This is a genomic window from Streptomyces lacrimifluminis (assembly GCF_014646095.1).
GTDB lineage: Bacteria > Actinomycetota > Actinomycetes > Streptomycetales > Streptomycetaceae > Streptomyces > Streptomyces lacrimifluminis.
Map to the genome: position 1 here is coordinate 33,251 of NZ_BMMU01000022.1, position 16,666 is coordinate 49,916.

Annotated in this window: 15 protein-coding genes; 7 read left to right on the forward strand and 8 right to left on the reverse strand. The window is 71.1% G+C overall.

Annotated elements, in window-relative coordinates:
- Positions 1–82: 82 nt before the first annotated feature.
- On the reverse strand, positions 83–2,116 hold the full coding sequence (locus IEY89_RS28035; protein ID WP_189150292.1) for a thioredoxin domain-containing protein: 2,034 nt from the start codon (positions 2,114–2,116) through the stop codon (positions 83–85).
- 30 nt (positions 2,117–2,146) lie between these two features.
- A complete protein-coding gene (locus IEY89_RS28040) occupies positions 2,147–2,818 on the reverse strand; it encodes a hypothetical protein (RefSeq protein ID WP_189150293.1) in 672 nt (223 codons plus the stop codon).
- 251 nt (positions 2,819–3,069) lie between these two features.
- On the opposite strand from IEY89_RS28040, the gene IEY89_RS28045 reads away from it, so the two are divergent.
- Entirely contained in the window at positions 3,070–6,300 is a 3,231-nt protein-coding gene (locus IEY89_RS28045) for a tetratricopeptide repeat protein (protein WP_189150294.1), read from the forward strand.
- Between the two features lie 53 nt (positions 6,301–6,353).
- Here IEY89_RS28045 and IEY89_RS28050 read toward each other — a convergent pair whose 3' ends face one another.
- On the reverse strand, positions 6,354–6,617 hold the full coding sequence (locus IEY89_RS28050) for a hypothetical protein (protein ID WP_189150295.1): 264 nt from the start codon (positions 6,615–6,617) through the stop codon (positions 6,354–6,356).
- Complete coding sequence (mca, locus tag IEY89_RS28055; RefSeq protein ID WP_189150374.1) at positions 6,610–7,470, reverse strand: mycothiol conjugate amidase Mca; 861 nt, start codon at positions 7,468–7,470, stop codon at positions 6,610–6,612. The genes IEY89_RS28050 and mca overlap by 8 nt, the downstream gene beginning before the upstream one ends.
- A gap of 145 nt (positions 7,471–7,615) precedes the next feature.
- On the opposite strand from mca, the gene IEY89_RS28060 reads away from it, so the two are divergent.
- Entirely contained in the window at positions 7,616–8,014 is a 399-nt protein-coding gene (locus tag IEY89_RS28060; protein WP_189150296.1) for a DUF4307 domain-containing protein, read from the forward strand.
- A 205-nt stretch (positions 8,015–8,219) separates the two neighbouring features.
- The gene (gene greA / locus IEY89_RS28065) at positions 8,220–8,717 is read left to right on the forward strand and encodes a transcription elongation factor GreA (RefSeq protein ID WP_189150297.1); all 498 of its coding nucleotides are present in this window, start codon (positions 8,220–8,222) and stop codon (positions 8,715–8,717) included.
- A 97-nt stretch (positions 8,718–8,814) separates the two neighbouring features.
- Here greA and IEY89_RS28070 read toward each other — a convergent pair whose 3' ends face one another.
- The 3 genes from IEY89_RS28070 to ilvA form a co-directional block, all read right to left on the reverse strand.
- Positions 8,815–9,660, reverse strand: coding sequence for an ABC transporter permease (locus IEY89_RS28070; RefSeq protein ID WP_189150298.1), 846 nt, complete (start codon positions 9,658–9,660; stop codon positions 8,815–8,817).
- Positions 9,657–10,688: an ATP-binding cassette domain-containing protein gene (locus IEY89_RS28075; RefSeq protein WP_189150299.1), complete on the reverse strand. Its 1,032-nt coding sequence runs from the start codon at positions 10,686–10,688 to the stop codon at positions 9,657–9,659. Before IEY89_RS28075 ends, IEY89_RS28070 begins: the two co-directional genes overlap by 4 nt.
- 207 nt (positions 10,689–10,895) lie before the next feature.
- Entirely contained in the window at positions 10,896–12,134 is a 1,239-nt protein-coding gene (ilvA, locus tag IEY89_RS28080; RefSeq protein WP_189150300.1) for a threonine ammonia-lyase, read from the reverse strand.
- Between the two features lie 164 nt (positions 12,135–12,298).
- On the opposite strand from ilvA, the gene IEY89_RS28085 reads away from it, so the two are divergent.
- The 3 genes from IEY89_RS28085 to IEY89_RS40975 all read left to right on the forward strand — a co-directional run bounded on the left by IEY89_RS28085 (position 12,299) and on the right by IEY89_RS40975 (position 13,650).
- Positions 12,299–12,805: a MarR family winged helix-turn-helix transcriptional regulator gene (locus tag IEY89_RS28085; protein ID WP_189150301.1), complete on the forward strand. Its 507-nt coding sequence runs from the start codon at positions 12,299–12,301 to the stop codon at positions 12,803–12,805.
- 96 nt (positions 12,806–12,901) lie between these two features.
- Positions 12,902–13,405, forward strand: coding sequence for a sigma factor-like helix-turn-helix DNA-binding protein (locus IEY89_RS40970; protein WP_229695447.1), 504 nt, complete (start codon positions 12,902–12,904; stop codon positions 13,403–13,405).
- Positions 13,402–13,650, forward strand: a complete 249-nt coding sequence (locus IEY89_RS40975; protein ID WP_229695448.1) for a hypothetical protein — start codon at positions 13,402–13,404, stop codon at positions 13,648–13,650. The genes IEY89_RS40970 and IEY89_RS40975 overlap by 4 nt, the downstream gene beginning before the upstream one ends.
- A gap of 34 nt (positions 13,651–13,684) precedes the next feature.
- Here the strand turns inward: IEY89_RS40975 and IEY89_RS28095 are convergent, their stop codons facing one another.
- Complete coding sequence (locus IEY89_RS28095; protein ID WP_189150302.1) at positions 13,685–14,839, reverse strand: cystathionine gamma-synthase; 1,155 nt, start codon at positions 14,837–14,839, stop codon at positions 13,685–13,687.
- A gap of 666 nt (positions 14,840–15,505) precedes the next feature.
- On the opposite strand from IEY89_RS28095, the gene IEY89_RS28100 reads away from it, so the two are divergent.
- Entirely contained in the window at positions 15,506–16,624 is a 1,119-nt protein-coding gene (locus IEY89_RS28100; RefSeq protein ID WP_189150303.1) for a hypothetical protein, read from the forward strand.
- Positions 16,625–16,666 lie beyond the last annotated feature (42 nt).

Sequence of the window (16,666 nt, forward strand, 5' to 3'; positions counted from 1 at the left end):
CCGTTCAGGGCCGACAGCGGGGGTCCGGGGGCGGCAGCCCCCAGGAACAGGATGGGACGGGTAGGGGCGGCGGGGGCGAGACTCAGCCGCCCAGCGCGGTACGCAACCGCTCCGGATCGGTCGTCGGCGCGTCACACGTGAAGTTACGGCACACGTACGCGGTCGGCTCCCCACCGACGAGAGGCCGCCCCGCAAGCAACGGCAACTCACCACTGCCCACAACCCCCACGGCAACCACGGCCCCCGGAGCCGTCGCCAGAAGTGCCGTACGGTGCAGAACGGTTGTGGCGGGATCACCAAGAGACGGCCCGACGATCGCCACCTCCCGGGGCCCGTCGAGCAGCGCCTCCGCGACAGCGAGCCCCCACCCGACGAACCGCGGCACGCGCGGTCCGAGCGCCTTCACCACGCCCAACGCCCGCTCGGCAGCGGCCCGATGGGGCTCGGCACCGGTCTGGGCGGCGTAACCGAGCAGCGCCCCCGCAGCGGCGGTCCACCCGGAGGGCACCGCGTTGTCGGTCGGGTCCTGAGGCCGCCGGATGAGCTGCTCGGCATCGCTGGCGGTGTCGTACAGCGCACCCGACTCGGCGTCGACGAACCGCACGAGCACATGGTCGAGCAGGAACCCGGCGAACTCCAGCCACACCCCCTCCCCCGTCACCGAGGCCAGCGCGAGGAACCCCTCGGCGACATCGGCGTAGTCCTCCAACACCCCCGCGTTCGGACCGACTTGACCGTCCTTGCTGGTACGGGCGAGCTGGGCCCGGTCGTCCAGATGAACCCGTACGAGGAGATCGGCGGCGGCCAGCGCGGCGTCCACGAGGTCGGGCCGCTCGAAGTAGGCGCCGGCTTCGGCGAGCGCGGCGACGGCGAGCCCGTTCCAGGCGGCGACCACCTTGTCGTCCCGCCCGGGAGCGGGCCGCTCCCGACGAGCGTCGAGCAACCGCGCCTTGACGGACTCGATCTTCTCGGCGTCGAACACGCCCTCGTGCTGCGGAAGTTGGAGAACGGAGGCCCCTTCCTCGAAGGTGCCGTCCGCCGTCACCCCGAAGTAGTGCGCGGCAAGCTCCGCGTCCTCGGCGCCGAGCACCTCGGCAAGCTGCGCCGGCGTCCAGACGTAGTAGGCACCTTCGACGTGCCTGCCGGTCCCGTCATCGCTGTCGGCGTCGAGCGCGGACGCGAACCCCCCTTCGTTCGTGCGGAGTTCCCGCACCAGGAAGTCGGCGGTCTCCAGGGCGACACGCCGGGCGAGCTCGGAGCCGGTGGCGCGCCAGAGGTGGGCGTACACGCGGCACAGCAGCGCGTTGTCGTACAGCATCTTCTCGAAGTGGGGCACCACCCACTCCCGGTCGACGGAGTACCGGGCGAAGCCGCCGCCGAGCTGGTCGTAGATCCCGCCCCGGGCCATGCGCTCACAGGTGTCCTGGGCCATCTGCAGCGCCCCCTCGGAACCCGTACGGGCGCCGTGCCGCAGCAGGAACTCCAGGGCCATGGACGGCGGGAACTTCGGCGCCCCGCCGAATCCACCGCGCTGGGCGTCGTACTCCCGGGTGAGCCCGAGCAGTGCCCGCGCCTGCTCCTCCTCACCGGGGGCCTCGGGCGCCCCGTACTCGATCTCCCGTCCGGCGAGATCCCGCACGATCTTCTGCGCGACCTCGGCGACCTCGTCCCGCCGGTCGGTCCAGGCGCCGCGGACCCCCTGAAGCACCTCCCGGAAGGAGGGCATACCACTGCGGGGCTCGGGCGGGAAGTAGGTACCGAAGTAGAAGGGCTCGGCGTCCGGCGTGAGGAACACCGTCATGGGCCAGCCGCCCTGACCGGTCGCCGCCTGGACGGCCTCCATGTAGACGGCGTCGACGTCGGGGCGCTCCTCGCGGTCGACCTTGACGCTGACGAAGTGCTCGTTGAGGTAGTCGGCGGTGGCCTGGTCCTCGAAGGACTCGTGAGCCATGACGTGACACCAGTGGCAGCTGCTGTACCCGACGCTCAGCAGGACGGGTTTGCCGCTCCGCCGTGCCTCCTCGAACGCCTCGGCCGACCAGGGCCACCAGTCGACCGGGTTGTCGGCGTGCTGGAGGAGATAGGGGGACGTCTCATGGGCCAGTCGGTTCGGCATGGGGTCCATCCTGCCGCAGTGCCCGACCGGTCAGACGGCAGGCGTGTCCCAGACGGTGATGTTCAGTTTTCCGGTGCCACGGCTCGGTGCGCTGACGACGACGAGGTAGGCGAGGCGGCCCTGGTCGGTCAGCAGGCAGAAGCGGTCGCCCCGCTTCACGGGCGCCGTGTAGCCCCCGTTGCCCTCGACGGCCTGGGCGCACTCCTCGGCCGTCGGGGCGGCGCCGGAGGCGGGCAGCGGAGCCAGCAGGGACCCGGAGCCCGGCACGAACAGGTTCGGGTCGCCGAGGGACGCCCCGAAGATGATGTCCGCGCCCTTGAGGGAACTGCCCAGCACGATCGGTTCGGGCTTGTCCAGCTCGATGTACGACCCGGTGTTGGTCGTGTCGGCGTCGACGACCTTCGGACCGAACAGCGCCCGATCCACCGCCGCGCCCTTCGTGGGCGCCGGAGCGGGCTGCCCCTGGCCGGCGGTCTCCGCCGACGCGGACGACCTCGTAGGTGTCGGCGCCGACTCCGCGGTGTTGTCGTCCGAGGAGCCGGGCCGACCCACCAGCAGCGTGACGAGCAGTCCCACGACAGGGATGACGATGCCTACGACCCACCAGGCCCACCGCGGGGGCTGCGACGGCGGCGGTACCTGCGGCGGTGTGTGTGGCGGCGCGGACGGCGGACCGCCCGGTGGCGGGTTGTCGCTGCTCATGTCCGGTTCTCCCCGTTCGATGTCTGTGATCACGATAGCCGCGCGGCCTCCCTCCCGCGTCAACCGCCTCAACCGGCGTGCCCGACACGACGATCGGGGCCCCACGCCCCCTCGCCCCGATGCGCCGTCCGCAGGACACTTGACCAAGGAACACCAAGGCGCCACCGAGGACAGGCCGTTGCCGTCAGATCGCTGCATCACCTTGCCGCCATCGGATCGCTGCCATCAGATTGCTGCCAGAGGGGGACACCATGCGGGACAGCCACCGGGCGGAAGCCGAGCGGCTGTTGGGCCGGGCCGTGGAGGAAGAGGTGCGGCGGTCCGGGGGACGTACCGACGGGGGTGTGCTGCTGACACGGGCGCGCGGGGCGCTGGACGCCATGGCGCAGTCGTCGGCGGAGGAGTACGCCGCGTACACGCGGGCGCTCGACGAGGCGAAGGCCGGGCAGCTCACCTTCGGGCAGCGCTACGCCCGGGAGGGCGCCGGAACTCCCCTGCTGGTGGCGGCTGTCGCCGCGCTCGCGGCGGGCGTCGCCGATCTGGCGCTGGGCACCGGCGCGGGCACCGCCATGGGCGCGGCACTGACCGTGGGCGTCGTGGGCGCCGCCGCGACGGTCCTCAAGGTGACCGCATCCCATCTGCCGGCCGCCCACCACCGGGCCGGCGCCGTGAGCCAGCCCGGTGGTCCCGAGCAGCTGCGGCTGACCTGGCTGACGGCGCTGGAGGTACGCGGCATACGCCCGTTCCTCGACCAGCAGCGGGTGCTCAGCGCGTCCACCGGCCCGAAGAAGCCGGGGCCGAGGCTGCGCGGCAGCGACAAGAGCGCGGCGGCCCGTACGCGCAGCGTCCTTGAGCAGTCCTTCGCCCAACTTCCGGACCCGGACGAGCCGTTCGCGGGCCGACGGCAGGAACTGGCCCGTATCCGGCAGTGGGTGCACGCGGCCCGGGCGAGTACGGAGACCCGGCCGACCCTGGTCGTCCTGCACGGGGCGTCCGGCAGTGGCCGCAGCGCGCTCGCCATCCACGCGGCGCACGATCTGCGGGACCAGTTCCGGGGCGCGTGCGCGGTGGATCTGCGCGGCGACAGCCCGAAGGAGGCGCCGCTGCCCACCCGCGACGCCCTGCTGTATCTCCTGAACCGGCTCGGCGCCTCCCGCGAGCAGTCGCTCTTCCGTGAGCGTTCGTCACCGGACCAGCAGGTCAGGAGGCTGAGCGAGCTGTACAACCAGCACCTCACCGGGGTCCCGGTGACGATCGTCCTGGACGACGCCAAGGACCCCGAGCAGGTCCGCACCCTCGTCCCGGAGCGCTCCGACAGCCTCGTCATCGTCACCGCCCGCGAACCCCTCGATCTCCCCGCCGACCTGCCCTTCTGGGTCCATCAGCTGCCCGTCGAGCCCCTGGACGCGGCGGGTGCGGAGGAGCTGCTGAACGCGTCCACGCAGGCGGAACCGGGGTCGGGTCCGTCCGGTTCGGCAGGCCCGTACGATGCCGAATCCGCCGACCGGATACGGGAGTTGTGCGGCGGGCTGCCGCTCGCGCTGCGTATCGCGGGCTCCTCGCTCGGCTCGCGCAGCCAGCGGCGGCTGGCCGCCGATCTGGGCGCGTACGGCCCTGTCGAGCCGGTGGAGCGGGTGCTGTGGCTGCGCTACACCGACCAGTCGGAGCCGGCCCGGCGGCTGCTGCGCAGGCTGGCGCTGGCCGGGCAGGCCACGCTCGGCGCGGCGGCTGCCGCGGCCCTGCTGGCAACGGACCGCACGGAGGCGACCCGTCAGCTGGACGCGCTCGCCCGCGCGGGCCTGATCGACCACGTCCGGGGCAGCCGTTACCGCCTGCACGACCTGGTCCGCGCCTTCGCGCAGGCCCGTCTCCTGGACGAGGAGGAACCGGCCGAGCGCACCGCCGCACAGGAGCGCCTGATCGTGAGCTACGGCGAGCTGGCCGACTCGGTGCTGCGTCTGGTCGACGGCAACATGTCGACCCGCTCGGACCGCTTCAGCCCGCACGGCTTCACCTCCCTCGACGAGGCGCTGCGCTGGCTGGACGACGAGTCGAGCTTCATCACGGCGACGCTGCGGCACGCGGACGGCGTCAACCAGGCCGCCGTACTCAACCTGCTGGGCGCCCTGTGCGACTACTGCCTGCTGCGCGGCGACCTCTACCGGCTCGGCGAGATCAGCGAGCTGGCGGAGTCGGTGGACGAGGGTCTGCTGGTCCGCTCGGTGCAGTGGCGTACGGGTATCGCGGCCCGTCAGCTGGGCGAACTGGACAAGGCGCGCACGACGCTCACCTCGGTCGTCGAGCTGTACATGGAGGCCCACCACGACGCGGGCGCCGCCCGGGCGCTGTGCTCGCTCGGCATCACGCTGCACCACCAGGGCAACCTGGCCGAGGCGGCGGCGAAGCTCCAGGAGTCCCTGGACCTCCAGCAGGCACCCGAACTGGCGACCGACCGCGCCTGGACGATGCACGCCCTCGCCGCCGTCGAACGCGACCGCTCCCGCCTCGCCGAGGCGTGGGACCTGCTGACCCGCTCGCTGGTCCTGCACAAGGAGGGCGAGTCGATCCACGGCGAGGCGTGGGCCCACTTCCAGCTCGGTCAACTGGCCCTGCGGATGGGCGACGTACCGCGCGCCGAGTCCGAACTGCGCACGGCCCTCGATCTGTACGGCCGTACACGCGACACCCGTGGCGAGGCCTGGGCCCTGACCCAGCTGGCCCGCGCCCGGCTGGTCGCGGGGGACGCGTCGGCGGCGGTCGACGGACTGCGGCAGGCGGCGGCGGTCCACCGGGACAACGAGGACGCGCGCGGCGAGGCATGGTCGGTCTACTACCTGGGCCAGTCCCTGGAGGAGACCGGCAACCTGGATCTGGCGGTCCGCGAGCTGGAACGGTCCCGCACGATGTTCTCCCGCATCCGGGACGTCTACGGCCTGGCCTGCGCCCGCCATCACTCGGCCCGTGTCACCCGGGACCAGCGGGCCGTCCAGACGGGTTCGCTGCGCAACTCGGGCTTCGCGCGCCAGCTTCTGGTGGACGCCCGCGCCGACTTCCAGCGCATCGGGGTGGCCCACGGCGAGGCCTGGACCTGCCTGGAACTCGCGATTGTCGACGCGGGCAACGCCCGCACCCAGCAGGCGCTGGCCCTCTGCGACGAGGCGATCGGCCTGTTCACCTCGTACGGTGACCGGCGCGGCGAGGACTGGGCGCGCTTCCTGCGCTGCACCCTCCTGCCGTACGCGGCCCCCGGCGGCGTCGACATCGGCACGGCGGTGGCCCAGGAGGAGCTGTCCCAGCTGTCCCGGGGCCGCCACCCGTCACGCGACGAGAAGCTCGACGACTTCGTCGACGCCTACCAGCTCCTCCTGGAGCGCGGTGTGGCGCTGGAGTCGGGCTGGCAGGGGTGGCGCCTGGGCATGATCCCGAACCGGCACGCCCGGGAGGTCATGGGGGTGCCGGTGGCGGCGGCAGGCCGGAGGTAGAGCGGAGGCAGAGCGGAAGGCCGGTCACCGGGTGCCGGGCACCCGGTGCGGCCTCACTCCTGCGCGGAGCCCTTGGCCGCCCCCCTGGCCGCTTCCTTGGCGGCGTCGGGGGACTTCTCGGGGTCCGGCGCCTCCTTGAAGTCGATCCTGCCCATCTGCTTGTTCATGGACTTCATCAGGGCCCACACGGCCAGAGCCATCACCGCGAACACGATGAAGCCGAGGACACCGGGGGTCACCTTGTCCTCGTCGACCTCCGCCGCGAACGGGACGAGGTGCGTCATTGCCAGGCTTGCGCTTGCACTCATGTCAGGCATTGTCGCGGATGCCCGCAAAGAGGTCGTCCTCGGGGAGGGAAGTGTCCACGAGCGACTTCGCGAGCTCGTACTCCTCCGTCGGCCAGACCTCCCGCTGAAGATCCAGCGGCACCCGGAACCAGCCCCCGTCGGGGTCGATCTGGGTGGCGTGCGCGAGCAGCGCCTTGTCGCGGATCCCGAAGAACTCCGCGCACGGGACATGCGTGGTCAGCGTGCGCTCGGTGCGCTCGAACTCCGACCACCGCTTCAGCCAGTCCCCGTACGGCGACTCCATCCCGCGCTCGATCAGCGCGTTGTGCAGCGCCTCGGTACGCGGCCGGTTGAAGCCCTGGTTGTAGTACAGCTTCCGCGGCTGGTACGCCGGGCCGAACTCCGGCTCCGGGTACTTCTCGGTGTCCGCGGCGCCGTCGAAGGCCACCATCGAGATCGTGTGGGTCATGATGTGGTCGGGGTGCGGGTACCCGCCGTTCTCGTCGTACGTCGTGATCACCTGCGGACGGAACGAGCGGATCTGCTTCACCAGCTCCCCGGCCGCCTTGTCCACGTCCTCCAGGGCGAAGCAGCCCTCGGGCAGCGGCGGCAGCGGGTCGCCCTCGGGCAGGCCGGAGTCGACGAAGCCGAGCCACTCCTGCTTGATGCCGAGGATCTCGCGGGCCTCGTCCATCTCCTTCTTGCGTACCTCGTGGATGTTCTCCTCGATGTACTTGTCGCCCTGCAGCTTCGGGTTGAGGATGGAACCGCGCTCCCCGCCCGTGCAGGTCACGACGAGCACGTCCACCCCCTCGGACACGTACTTCGCCATGGTGGCCGCACCCTTGCTCGACTCGTCGTCGGGGTGCGCGTGCACGGCCATCAGTCGCAGCTGGTCAGTCAAGACTCAATCCTCGTAGGTCGGCGCCCGGTGTGAGCGGGTGCGATGAGCAGCTTCTATAGTGACCGAACCGAGCGGCCAATAATTCCGGGGCCCGGCTTCCCGGGCCTTCGCGGAGAGGACGATCATGAGTACGGCGACCACGCGACTGCCCGAGGGACGGTACGGCCGCTCCACGGACGACCGCGCCGACCGCAGACTCAAGCTCCTCGCCGCCTTCCTCGGGTCGGTCATGCTCGTCGTGGTCGGCTGGTTCGGCTACCACTACGTCGTCGGTAACAAGATCAGCGCCGAGATCATCACCTTCAAGACGTACGACGACTCGGTCAAGGTTCATCTGGAGGTCCGCAAGGACTCAGGAACGAACGGCTACTGCACGGTCCGCTCCCAGGCCGAGAACGGTGCCGAGGTCGGCCGCGCCGACTTCCGCTTCGACGGTGACGCCACCCGCGTCGACAAGGTCGTCACCCTCCGCACGACGTCCATGGGCACCACGGCCGAGCTGCTCGGCTGCCACAGCGGCTGAGGCCGCCGCCCGGGTCAGCAACCGGGGTCAGCAACGAGGGTCACACTCATCACACAAGCACTGACCTGCGTTGACGTATTTCTGATGGCTTATGTCCTCCCCCTGCCGCCGCTGAATTGTTAGGCTCGTGGTTTCGCCCATCCGTGGAGGAACATTCTTCTGGTAGGGCGATGCTTTGTATTCCCAGTACCTACGAGGAGCACCTGTGACCCAGACCAGCGAGAACGTCACCTGGCTGACCCAGGAGGCGTACAACAAGCTCAAGGACGAGCTTGAGCACCTTACTGGTCCTGCGCGCACGGAGATCTCCGCCAAGATCGCCGCTGCACGCGAGGAGGGCGACCTGCGCGAGAACGGCGGGTACCACGCCGCCAAGGAGGAGCAGGGCAAGCAGGAGCTCCGTGTGCGCCAGCTGACCCAGCTCCTGGAGAACGCGAAGGTCGGCGAGGCTCCGGCGGCGAACGGCGCGGTGGCGCCCGGCATGGTCGTGACCATCGCCTTCGACGGCGACGAGGACGACACGCTGACCTTCCTGCTCGCCTCGCGCGAGTACGCCAGCTCCGACATCGAGACCTACTCGCCGCAGTCTCCGCTCGGCAGCGGGGTGAGCGGCAAGAAGGTCGGCGCGGACGCCCAGTACGAGCTGCCCAACGGCAAGCTCGCCTCCGTGAAGATCCTGAAGGCCGTGCCCTACCAGGCCTGACCTCCCGGAACCGCCCCTTCGGGGATTCCCCGCCTCGCCCCTTACGAGCCCCCGGCACCCTCCTGGCGCCGGGGGCATCGTCATACCCGGGGCAGCGTCACGCGGTGTCCGAACGGTATTTGCGGACCGCCAGGGTCCTGAAGATGAGGATGATCAGGACCGAGTAGATGGCCGAGGCCCACACCGGGTGCTGCATGGGCCAGGCGTCCGACGGCGAGACGCCGGGGTTGCCGAACAGCACCCGGCAAGCCTGCACCGTGGCGCTGAAGGGGTTCCAGTCGGCGATGTGCCGCAGCCACGGGGTCATGCGACTGGAGTCCACGAACGCGTTCGAGACGAACGTGACCGGGAAGAGCCAGATCAGGCCGCCGGAAGTGGCCGCCTCGGGCGTACGCACCGACAGGCCGATCAGGGCGCCGATCCAGGTGAACGCGTATCCCGCCAGGAGCAGCAGTCCGAAGGCGCCGAGCACCTCACCGATGTTGGTGTGTGTGCGCCAGCCGACCAGCAGCGCCACCACCGCCAGCACGAACAGGGTGAGCGCTGTCTGCACGAGGTCGGCGAGCGTGCGCCCGGTCAGGACCGCGCCGCGCGCCATGGGCAGGGAGCGGAAACGGTCGATGAGGCCTTTGTGCATGTCGTCAGCGATGCCCGCGCCGGCGCCCGCCGTTGCGAAGGTGACGGTCTGCGCGAAGATGCCGGCCATCAGGAACTCGCGGTAGGTGCTGGAGTCCGTCGACCCCGCGATGTTCATGGAGCCGCCGAAGACATACGCGAACAGCACCACGAACATGATCGGCTGGATGAGTCCGAAGATCACCATCTCGGGAATCCTGGACATGCGGATAAGGTTCCGTTTCGCAACGACCAGCGAGTCGCGGATCAGTTGACTGAACGGGTTCGTGGACGCCACTGCGGGCGCCGCGTCCGTGACGGCACTCACTTGACGGTGTCCTTTCCGCTCTGCTTCGTGTCCTGTTCTCCGCCTTGCTTCGCGCTCGCCGCGCCGTTCTCCTCGTCCTTCACCTCGGCCACGTGGCCGGTCAGGGAGAGGAAGACGTCGTCGAGGGTGGGGCGGCGCAGGCCGATGTCGTCGATCTCGATGCCGCGGGTGTCCAGTTCGCGGATGACCTCGGCGAGGAGCTTCGCGCCGCCGGTGACGGGCACGGTGAGTTTGCGCATGTGTTCCTCGACGGCGACCTCTCCCTGGCCCCTGCCGAAGGCGCTGAGCACTTCGGAGGCGGTCGCGATGTGCTCGCGCTCGTGCACGACGACCTCGACGCGCTCGCCACCCGTGCGGGCCTTGAGCTCGTCGGAGGTGCCGCGGGCGATGACCCGCCCGTGGTCGACCACCGCGATGTCGTGCGCGAGATGGTCGGCCTCCTCCAGATACTGCGTCGTCAGCAGCAGTGTCGTCCCCCCGGAGACCAACTGCTTGATGACCTCCCACAGTTGCTGGCGGTTGCGCGGGTCGAGGCCGGTCGTCGGTTCGTCCATGAACATCACCGGCGGCGAGACGACCAGGGCCGCCGCGAGGTCGAGCCGGCGGCGCATGCCTCCGGAGTAGGTCTTCGCGGGGCGGTCGGCGGCGTCCGCGAGGTGGAACTGCTCCAGCAGTTCGGCCGCGCGGACCTTCGCGGCCTTCGCCTTCATCTGGTACAGCTGACCGACCATCTGGAGGTTCTCGCGGCCGGTCAGATACTCGTCGACCGCCGCGAACTGGCCGGAGAGGCCGATCGAGCGGCGGACGGCGTCGGGGTGTTTCAGGACGTCGATGCCCGCGACGACCGCCGAGCCGCGGTCGGGCCGCAGCAGAGTCGTCAGACAGCGGACGGTGGTGGTCTTGCCCGCTCCGTTCGGTCCGAGCAGACCGAGGACCGTGCCCTCCGGGACGTCAAGATCGACGCCGTCCAGAGCCCTTACGTCACCGAAGGTCTTCACCAGGCCTTCGGCATAGATGGCACCTGGCATATCAGTTCTCCACGTCGTTGGGGTTACCGCAAAAGCCTAGATTTTTCCCCTTCGCCCCGCCCCGCCTGACCGGCGGGCGGGAGGGAGGGAGGATGAGCGGACGAGCTAACGGACTGGGGCGGGACCAGAGGCGTGACACACACCATAACGCGATGTATCGCGTCCCTCACGCATTTTTCCGGAGGCCACCCGTCCGAGTGAGTGGTCTCAGCCGATGACGAGGTAACCGGCCTCGCGCAGGGCCAGGCCGACCTCGGCGCAGTGCGCCGGCCCCTTCGTCTCCAGGTGCAGCTCGACCTCCGCCTCCGTGAGTCCGAGCCGCGGATCGGTCCGGACGTGGCCCACGTCGAGGACATTAGCGTCGACCACTGACAACACCCCGAGCAGCGTCGCGAGGGCGCCCGGCCGGTCCGTCAGCCGCAGCCGAACCGCCAGGTAGCGGCCCTGTGCGGCCATGCCGTGGCGCAGGATGCGCTCCAGCAGCACCGGGTCGACGTTGCCGCCGGACAGCACCGCCACGACCGGCCCCTCGAAGGACCCGGGATCGCTCAGCAGCGCCGCGACCGGGCTCGCCCCGGCCGGTTCCACGACGAGCTTGGCCCGCTCCAGGCAGAGCAGCAGCGCGGCCGACAGCTCGTCCTCGCTGACCGTGCGGACCTCGTCGACCAGTTCGCCGATGATCGCGAACGGCACGTCTCCGGGCCGCCCGACCTTGATGCCGTCGGCCATCGTGGCCGGGTTCGCGACCGACACCGGCCGGCCGGCCGCCAGCGAGGGCGGATACGCGGCGGCTCCCGCCGCCTGTACGCCCACGATCCGTACGTCGGGCCGCACCGACTTGACGGCGACCGCGATCCCGGCGGCCAGGCCGCCCCCACCGATCCCGACGAGGATCGTGCGTACCTCGGGGCACTGTTCCAGGATCTCCAGGCCGACCGTGCCCTGCCCGGCGATGATGTCGGCGTGGTCGAAGGGGTGGATCAGCACCGCGCCCGTCCGGTCCGCGTACTCCTGGGCGGCGATCAGGGTCTCGTCGACGACCTGACCGTGCAGCCTCACCTCGGCGCCGTACTCGCGGGTGGCGCTGATCTTCGGCAGCGGGGCGCCCTGCGGCATGAACACGGTCGCGCGCACCCCGAGCAGCGCCGAGGCCAGGGCTACCCCCTGCGCGTGGTTGCCGGCGCTGGCCGCGACGACCCCGGCGGCGCGCTCCTCGGGCAGCAGCCCGGCGATACGGACGTACGCGCCCCGCAGCTTGAAGGACCCGGTCCGCTGGAGGTTCTCGCACTTGAGGTGCACCGGCGCACCCACCAGCTGGGACAGATGCCGGCTGCCCTCCATGGCCGTCACCCGTGCCACACCCAGGAGCATCTTCTGCGCGCCGCGCACATCGTCGAGGGTGACGGGCCTCAGGTGACGCAAGGAGTCAGCCGTGCTGTAGCTCATGACTCAAGTCTCGCAGTTCACAGGCGCGGGCTCGCGGTGTGACCAAGCTCCGAGATCGGTTTTCGCAGCGTCGGTACGGGCCGCCTTTCTGCCGCGTACCCTGTCCCCCAACCCAGCACCCCCTTTGATGAAGCGAGCCCCCGGCCATGCCCACAACACCTGAAATGTCGATGGACATGACGACCGTCGGTGACACCGGTCTCCTCGACACGTTGCAGCACGAGGTCGCGGTGTTCGCGCGCCGTGCCGAACAGACCCGGCTCGGGGGAGTCGGGCAGGTGCGCAACTCGATGGACCGTGCCGCGTATCTGCTGCTCAACCGCCTCGACAAGGAAGGCCCGATGGGCGTCAAGGCGCTCGCCGCGAGCATGGGCATCGACTCGTCGACGGTTACCCGGCAGGTGGCTCCGCTCGTCGACACGGGCCTCGTCAAGCGCACCTCGCACCCCGAGGACGGGCGGGCGGTGGTCCTCCAGTTGTCTCCGCGCGGGCTGTCGCGGCTGGAGGAAGTACGGTCGTCGAGGCGTCAGTTGATGGCCGAGCTGACGGAGGAGTGGGCGCCGGAGGAGCGCGAGGTGTTCTGCACGCTCCTCACGCGCTTCAACACCGCCCTCTCCGCCCGTCAGGCGGCCCAGGGCATCGCGGTGGGGGAACCGGAGCCCGCCTCCTGACCGGCTTCCTCTGGCTCGCGCTTCCCGGCTCTTGACCGGCGGGTGGCCCCTGGCCTCAGATAAGACCGGGTTCCTTGTCGTACGACGGGAGGCACGGTGCGAGAACGGCGGGTGTCCCGGGGTGCCCGACCGTCCCGGGACTTCGAGGCGTTCGTCGCGGGCGCGGCCGGCCGGCTGCTGCACACGGCCACGCTGCTCACGGCGGAGGCGCCGCACGACAACCCGCGCGCGCGGGTTCTGCTCACGCATGCCTTCGCGCACACGTACGCGTGCTGGGACCGGATGCGCGGCGAGGACCCGTACGACCGGGCCCGCCGGCATCTCGCCGTCCGCTTCGCGCGCGGGGCCTGGCACCGGTACGGCGGTCTCGGCCGGGCCCGCCCGCATCCCGGCAGCGCCCTGGCCCGGCTCACTCCCCAGCAACGGCTGATCCTGGTCCTGCGGCTGCACGAGGGGGTCGGGGAGGAGCAGACGGCGGCGCTGCTCGGTCTGCCCACGGATCGTGTCCACGCGATCTGCGACCGGGCGACGGCGACGCTGCTGCACCCGCCGCGGGAACCGGCGCCGACCGTTGCCGGGCCGAAGGTGGTGCCGTCGTGAGCCGGCGGGAACGGGAGGTCGCCGTGCGGCGGCTCATGGAGGGTACGCCGCCTCCGGTGCCGGCCGACCTGTACGGGGAGGTCGTACGGCGGGGCAGCCGCATGTTGCGGCGCAGGCGGGCGGCGCGGCGGCTGATGTGGCTGCTGCTGTTCGCCGCGGTGGTCGTCTTCAGCCTGTGGGCGGCGATGGTCCAGCCCTGGGTGGAGCCGCCGTCGGTGACGACTCCACCCCTGACGGGCTGGTGAGACCCGGTCGCGGGGGGACCGGGTCGCGGCCGGTCTAGCCGAGGGCCTGCTGGAGGTCCTCCAGGAGGTCCTCGATGTTCTCGATGCCCACGGAGAGGCGTACGAGGTCGCCGGGAACCTCCAGGGCCGAGCCGGCGACGGACGCGTGCGTCATGCGTCCCGGGTGCTCGATCAGGGACTCCACGCCGCCGAGGGACTCGCCGAGCGTGAACACCTTCGCGCGGTCGCAGACCTCGACGGCCGCCTCCTCGCCGCCCTGGACCTGGAACGACACCATGCCGCCGAACGCCCGCATCTGCTTGGCGGCGACCTCGTGACCGGGGTGCTCCGGGAGTCCCGGGTAGAGAACGCGCGTCACGCGCGCGTGCCGGGTGAGCATGTCGGCGATCCTGGTGGCGTTCTCGCTGTGCCGGTCCATCCGTACGGAGAGCGTCTTGGCGCCGCGCAGCACCAGCCAGGAGTCGAAGGGGCCGGCGACCGCGCCCATCGCGTTCTGGTGGTACGCCAGCTCCTCGCCGAGTTCCTGGTCGCCGGTGACCAGTGCGCCGCCGACGACGTCGGAGTGGCCGCCCATGTACTTGGTCAGGGAGTGCACGACGACGTCGGCGCCGAGGGCCAGGGGCTGCTGGAGGTAGGGCGTGGCGAAGGTGTTGTCGACGACGAGCCGGGCGCCGGCCTCGCGGGCGATCTGGGCGACGGCCGCGATGTCGGTGATGCCGAGGAGCGGGTTGGAGGGCGTCTCCACCCACACGGCCTTGGTCTTCGGGGTGAGGGCGGCCCGCACGGCGGCGGGGTCGCTGGTGTCGGCGACCGACCACTCCACGCCCCATCGGGCGACGACCTTCGCGAAGAGGCGGAACGTGCCGCCGTACGCGTCGTTCGGGATGACCACGTGGTCGCCGGGGCTGAGCAGCGTACGCAACAGGCAGTCCTCGGCCGCCAGTCCGGACGCGAACGCGAGACCACGGCGACCGCCCTCCAGGGCCGCGAGGTTCTCTTCGAGGGCGGTACGGGTCGGATTGGCGCTGCGGCTGTACTCGTAGCCGCCGCGCAGCCCGCCGACGCCGTCCTGCTTGTAGGTCGAGACCTGGTAGATCGGCGGGACGACCGCGCCGGTGAGGGGATCCGCGGTGTTGCCCGCGTGGATCGCGAGGGTCTCGAAGTGCTGACTGATGTGCCTGTCGCTCATGTGGACCGAGGGTAGTCCGCCCGGGGGTTTGGTGACGGCCACGGCCTCCGGGAGCCGGGCCGGGGCTCCGGGGCGAGGGCCCGGGGCGAGGGCTCTGAGGCCGGGGTGAGCGGGCTCCGGGGAGGACGGGGCAGACCCTGGCCGGGTTCCAGGCCGGATCGGCACGGATCCCACGGCGGGCTGAAGCGGTTCCTACGGCGGACCGGTACGGGTTCATCCTGCAGCGGGCTGAAGCGGTCCTGGCGCGGGCCGAGGCCGGCGTCAGAACCGACCGGCCCGGAATCCGGCGCCGACCGGGACCGGTTCCGGGGTGTATACGGATGTGGCGGGCGGTTCGAGGCCGGCTGCGGGGGCGGATCGGGGCGCCTCGCGCTGGTCGTCGCGACCGGTTCACCGGCCGTCGCGGTCACCGGCTCGACCCGCTCTCCCCGACCGCGCGCGCCGCCGCTCCCGGCAACGGCACACCGTGACCGTAACCGTGCGGGTCGTCACCGACGGGCGCCGGGAGCGAGCTGGGCCGGGAAGGAACGGGTGCCGGGACCTATCCGGCTGGCCAGCCGAAGGATTCCTGACGGGTCCGGAGGGCTTCCGAGATCCGAAGGGCTTCCTGGGGCCTTCTCCAGACCGGGTTGGCCAATTGTCACAGGCGTCTGGTTCGCTTGAGGCATGGAGATTCTCTGGGTCCTGATGGCGCTGGTCATGCTCGGCTTCGTGGTGTTGCCGTTCATGCGGCGCAGGAGTGCCGGTATTCAGCAGGTCGCCCCCGGCGACCCGGACGCCGCGGACCCGGCGAACTACGGCTTCGTCCGGCAGGAGGCGCTGGACATCCGTATGCCCGGCCCCGACCAGGACCTGCTGGACGTCCTGGACGTCGTGCAGCGCACGCAGGACTACAGAGCGGCGGCGCAGTTGCTCGCCGGCACGGAGAGGGACGGCGAGCGGCGCTGGCAGCGCGTGCAGGCCTTCGCGGGTGCCGCGTCGCTGGAGCTGCAGCAGCGCCCCGGCGGGGTGAGCGAGTCGCCGGGCGGCCAGTGGCTGCGGGTGTGGCGAACGGAGGCGCCCAAGGACGCGGGCGGCGCGGCGGTGCACGCGGAGTTCCTGGTACAGCAGGCGTGGCGTACGTCGACGCCCGGGACGGACGAGTTCCGGATCATCATGGAGGAGGCGAAGGCGGCGTGCGGCGACGCGGCGCTCCTCTCCCCCGGCGACCCGATCCCGTACATCGTCGAGCTGTCGGTGGCACGCGGACTGGCGTACTCCCGGCCGGAGTTCGAGCAGCTGTGGCTGAAGATCCTCGACCGCGCGCCGGAGCACATGGGGGCGCATCTCGCGGCCCTGCACTACTGGTGCGAGAAGTGGCACGGCTCGCGCGCGCTGGCGATGTCCTTCGCGGAAGCGGCGGCGGCCCGGGCTCCGCAGGGCTCGCTGCTGGCGGCGATGCCGCTGTTCGCGGTCTTCGAGCACATGCCCGAGGTGAACCTCGTCAGCGGCTTCTACCAGAGCGAGGTGGTGGCGAAGTCGATCCACGGCGCGCTGTACGCGGTCCACGCGGCCCGGCCGGGCGACCCGATGCTGGCTCACGTACGCCATCTGCTGATCTTCTTCCTGGTGCGTTCCGAGCGCTGGGCGGAGGCCATGAACCAGCTGGTGCACGTCGACGGCCACGTGGGCGCCCTCCCCTGGACCCTCACCGCCGATCCGGCGGCGGAGTTCGCGGTGTACCGGGCGCTGGCGGTGGCGGGGTACGAGGCGAACGGCGGAAGCCCGGCGACACTGCTGCGGTGAGGGTCGGGGCGGGGCGGCAGGGTGACGGTGGGGAGTGCCGGT

What these genes read in the sequence shown, in the direction of transcription:
- IEY89_RS28035 (WP_189150292.1), bottom strand. Translation starts at nt 2,116, where the DNA reads ATGCCGAACCGACTGGCCCATGAGACGTCCCCCTATCTCCTCCAGCAC.
- IEY89_RS28040 (WP_189150293.1), bottom strand. Translation starts at nt 2,818, where the DNA reads ATGAGCAGCGACAACCCGCCACCGGGCGGTCCGCCGTCCGCGCCGCCA.
- IEY89_RS28045 (WP_189150294.1), top strand. Translation starts at nt 3,070, where the DNA reads ATGCGGGACAGCCACCGGGCGGAAGCCGAGCGGCTGTTGGGCCGGGCC.
- IEY89_RS28050 (WP_189150295.1), bottom strand. Translation starts at nt 6,617, where the DNA reads ATGCCTGACATGAGTGCAAGCGCAAGCCTGGCAATGACGCACCTCGTC.
- mca (WP_189150374.1), bottom strand. Translation starts at nt 7,470, where the DNA reads ATGGCCGTGCACGCGCACCCCGACGACGAGTCGAGCAAGGGTGCGGCC.
- IEY89_RS28060 (WP_189150296.1), top strand. Translation starts at nt 7,616, where the DNA reads ATGAGTACGGCGACCACGCGACTGCCCGAGGGACGGTACGGCCGCTCC.
- IEY89_RS28075 (WP_189150299.1), bottom strand. Translation starts at nt 10,688, where the DNA reads ATGCCAGGTGCCATCTATGCCGAAGGCCTGGTGAAGACCTTCGGTGAC.
- ilvA (WP_189150300.1), bottom strand. Translation starts at nt 12,134, where the DNA reads ATGAGCTACAGCACGGCTGACTCCTTGCGTCACCTGAGGCCCGTCACC.
- IEY89_RS28085 (WP_189150301.1), top strand. Translation starts at nt 12,299, where the DNA reads ATGTCGATGGACATGACGACCGTCGGTGACACCGGTCTCCTCGACACG.
- IEY89_RS28095 (WP_189150302.1), bottom strand. Translation starts at nt 14,839, where the DNA reads ATGAGCGACAGGCACATCAGTCAGCACTTCGAGACCCTCGCGATCCAC.
- IEY89_RS28100 (WP_189150303.1), top strand. Translation starts at nt 15,506, where the DNA reads ATGGAGATTCTCTGGGTCCTGATGGCGCTGGTCATGCTCGGCTTCGTG.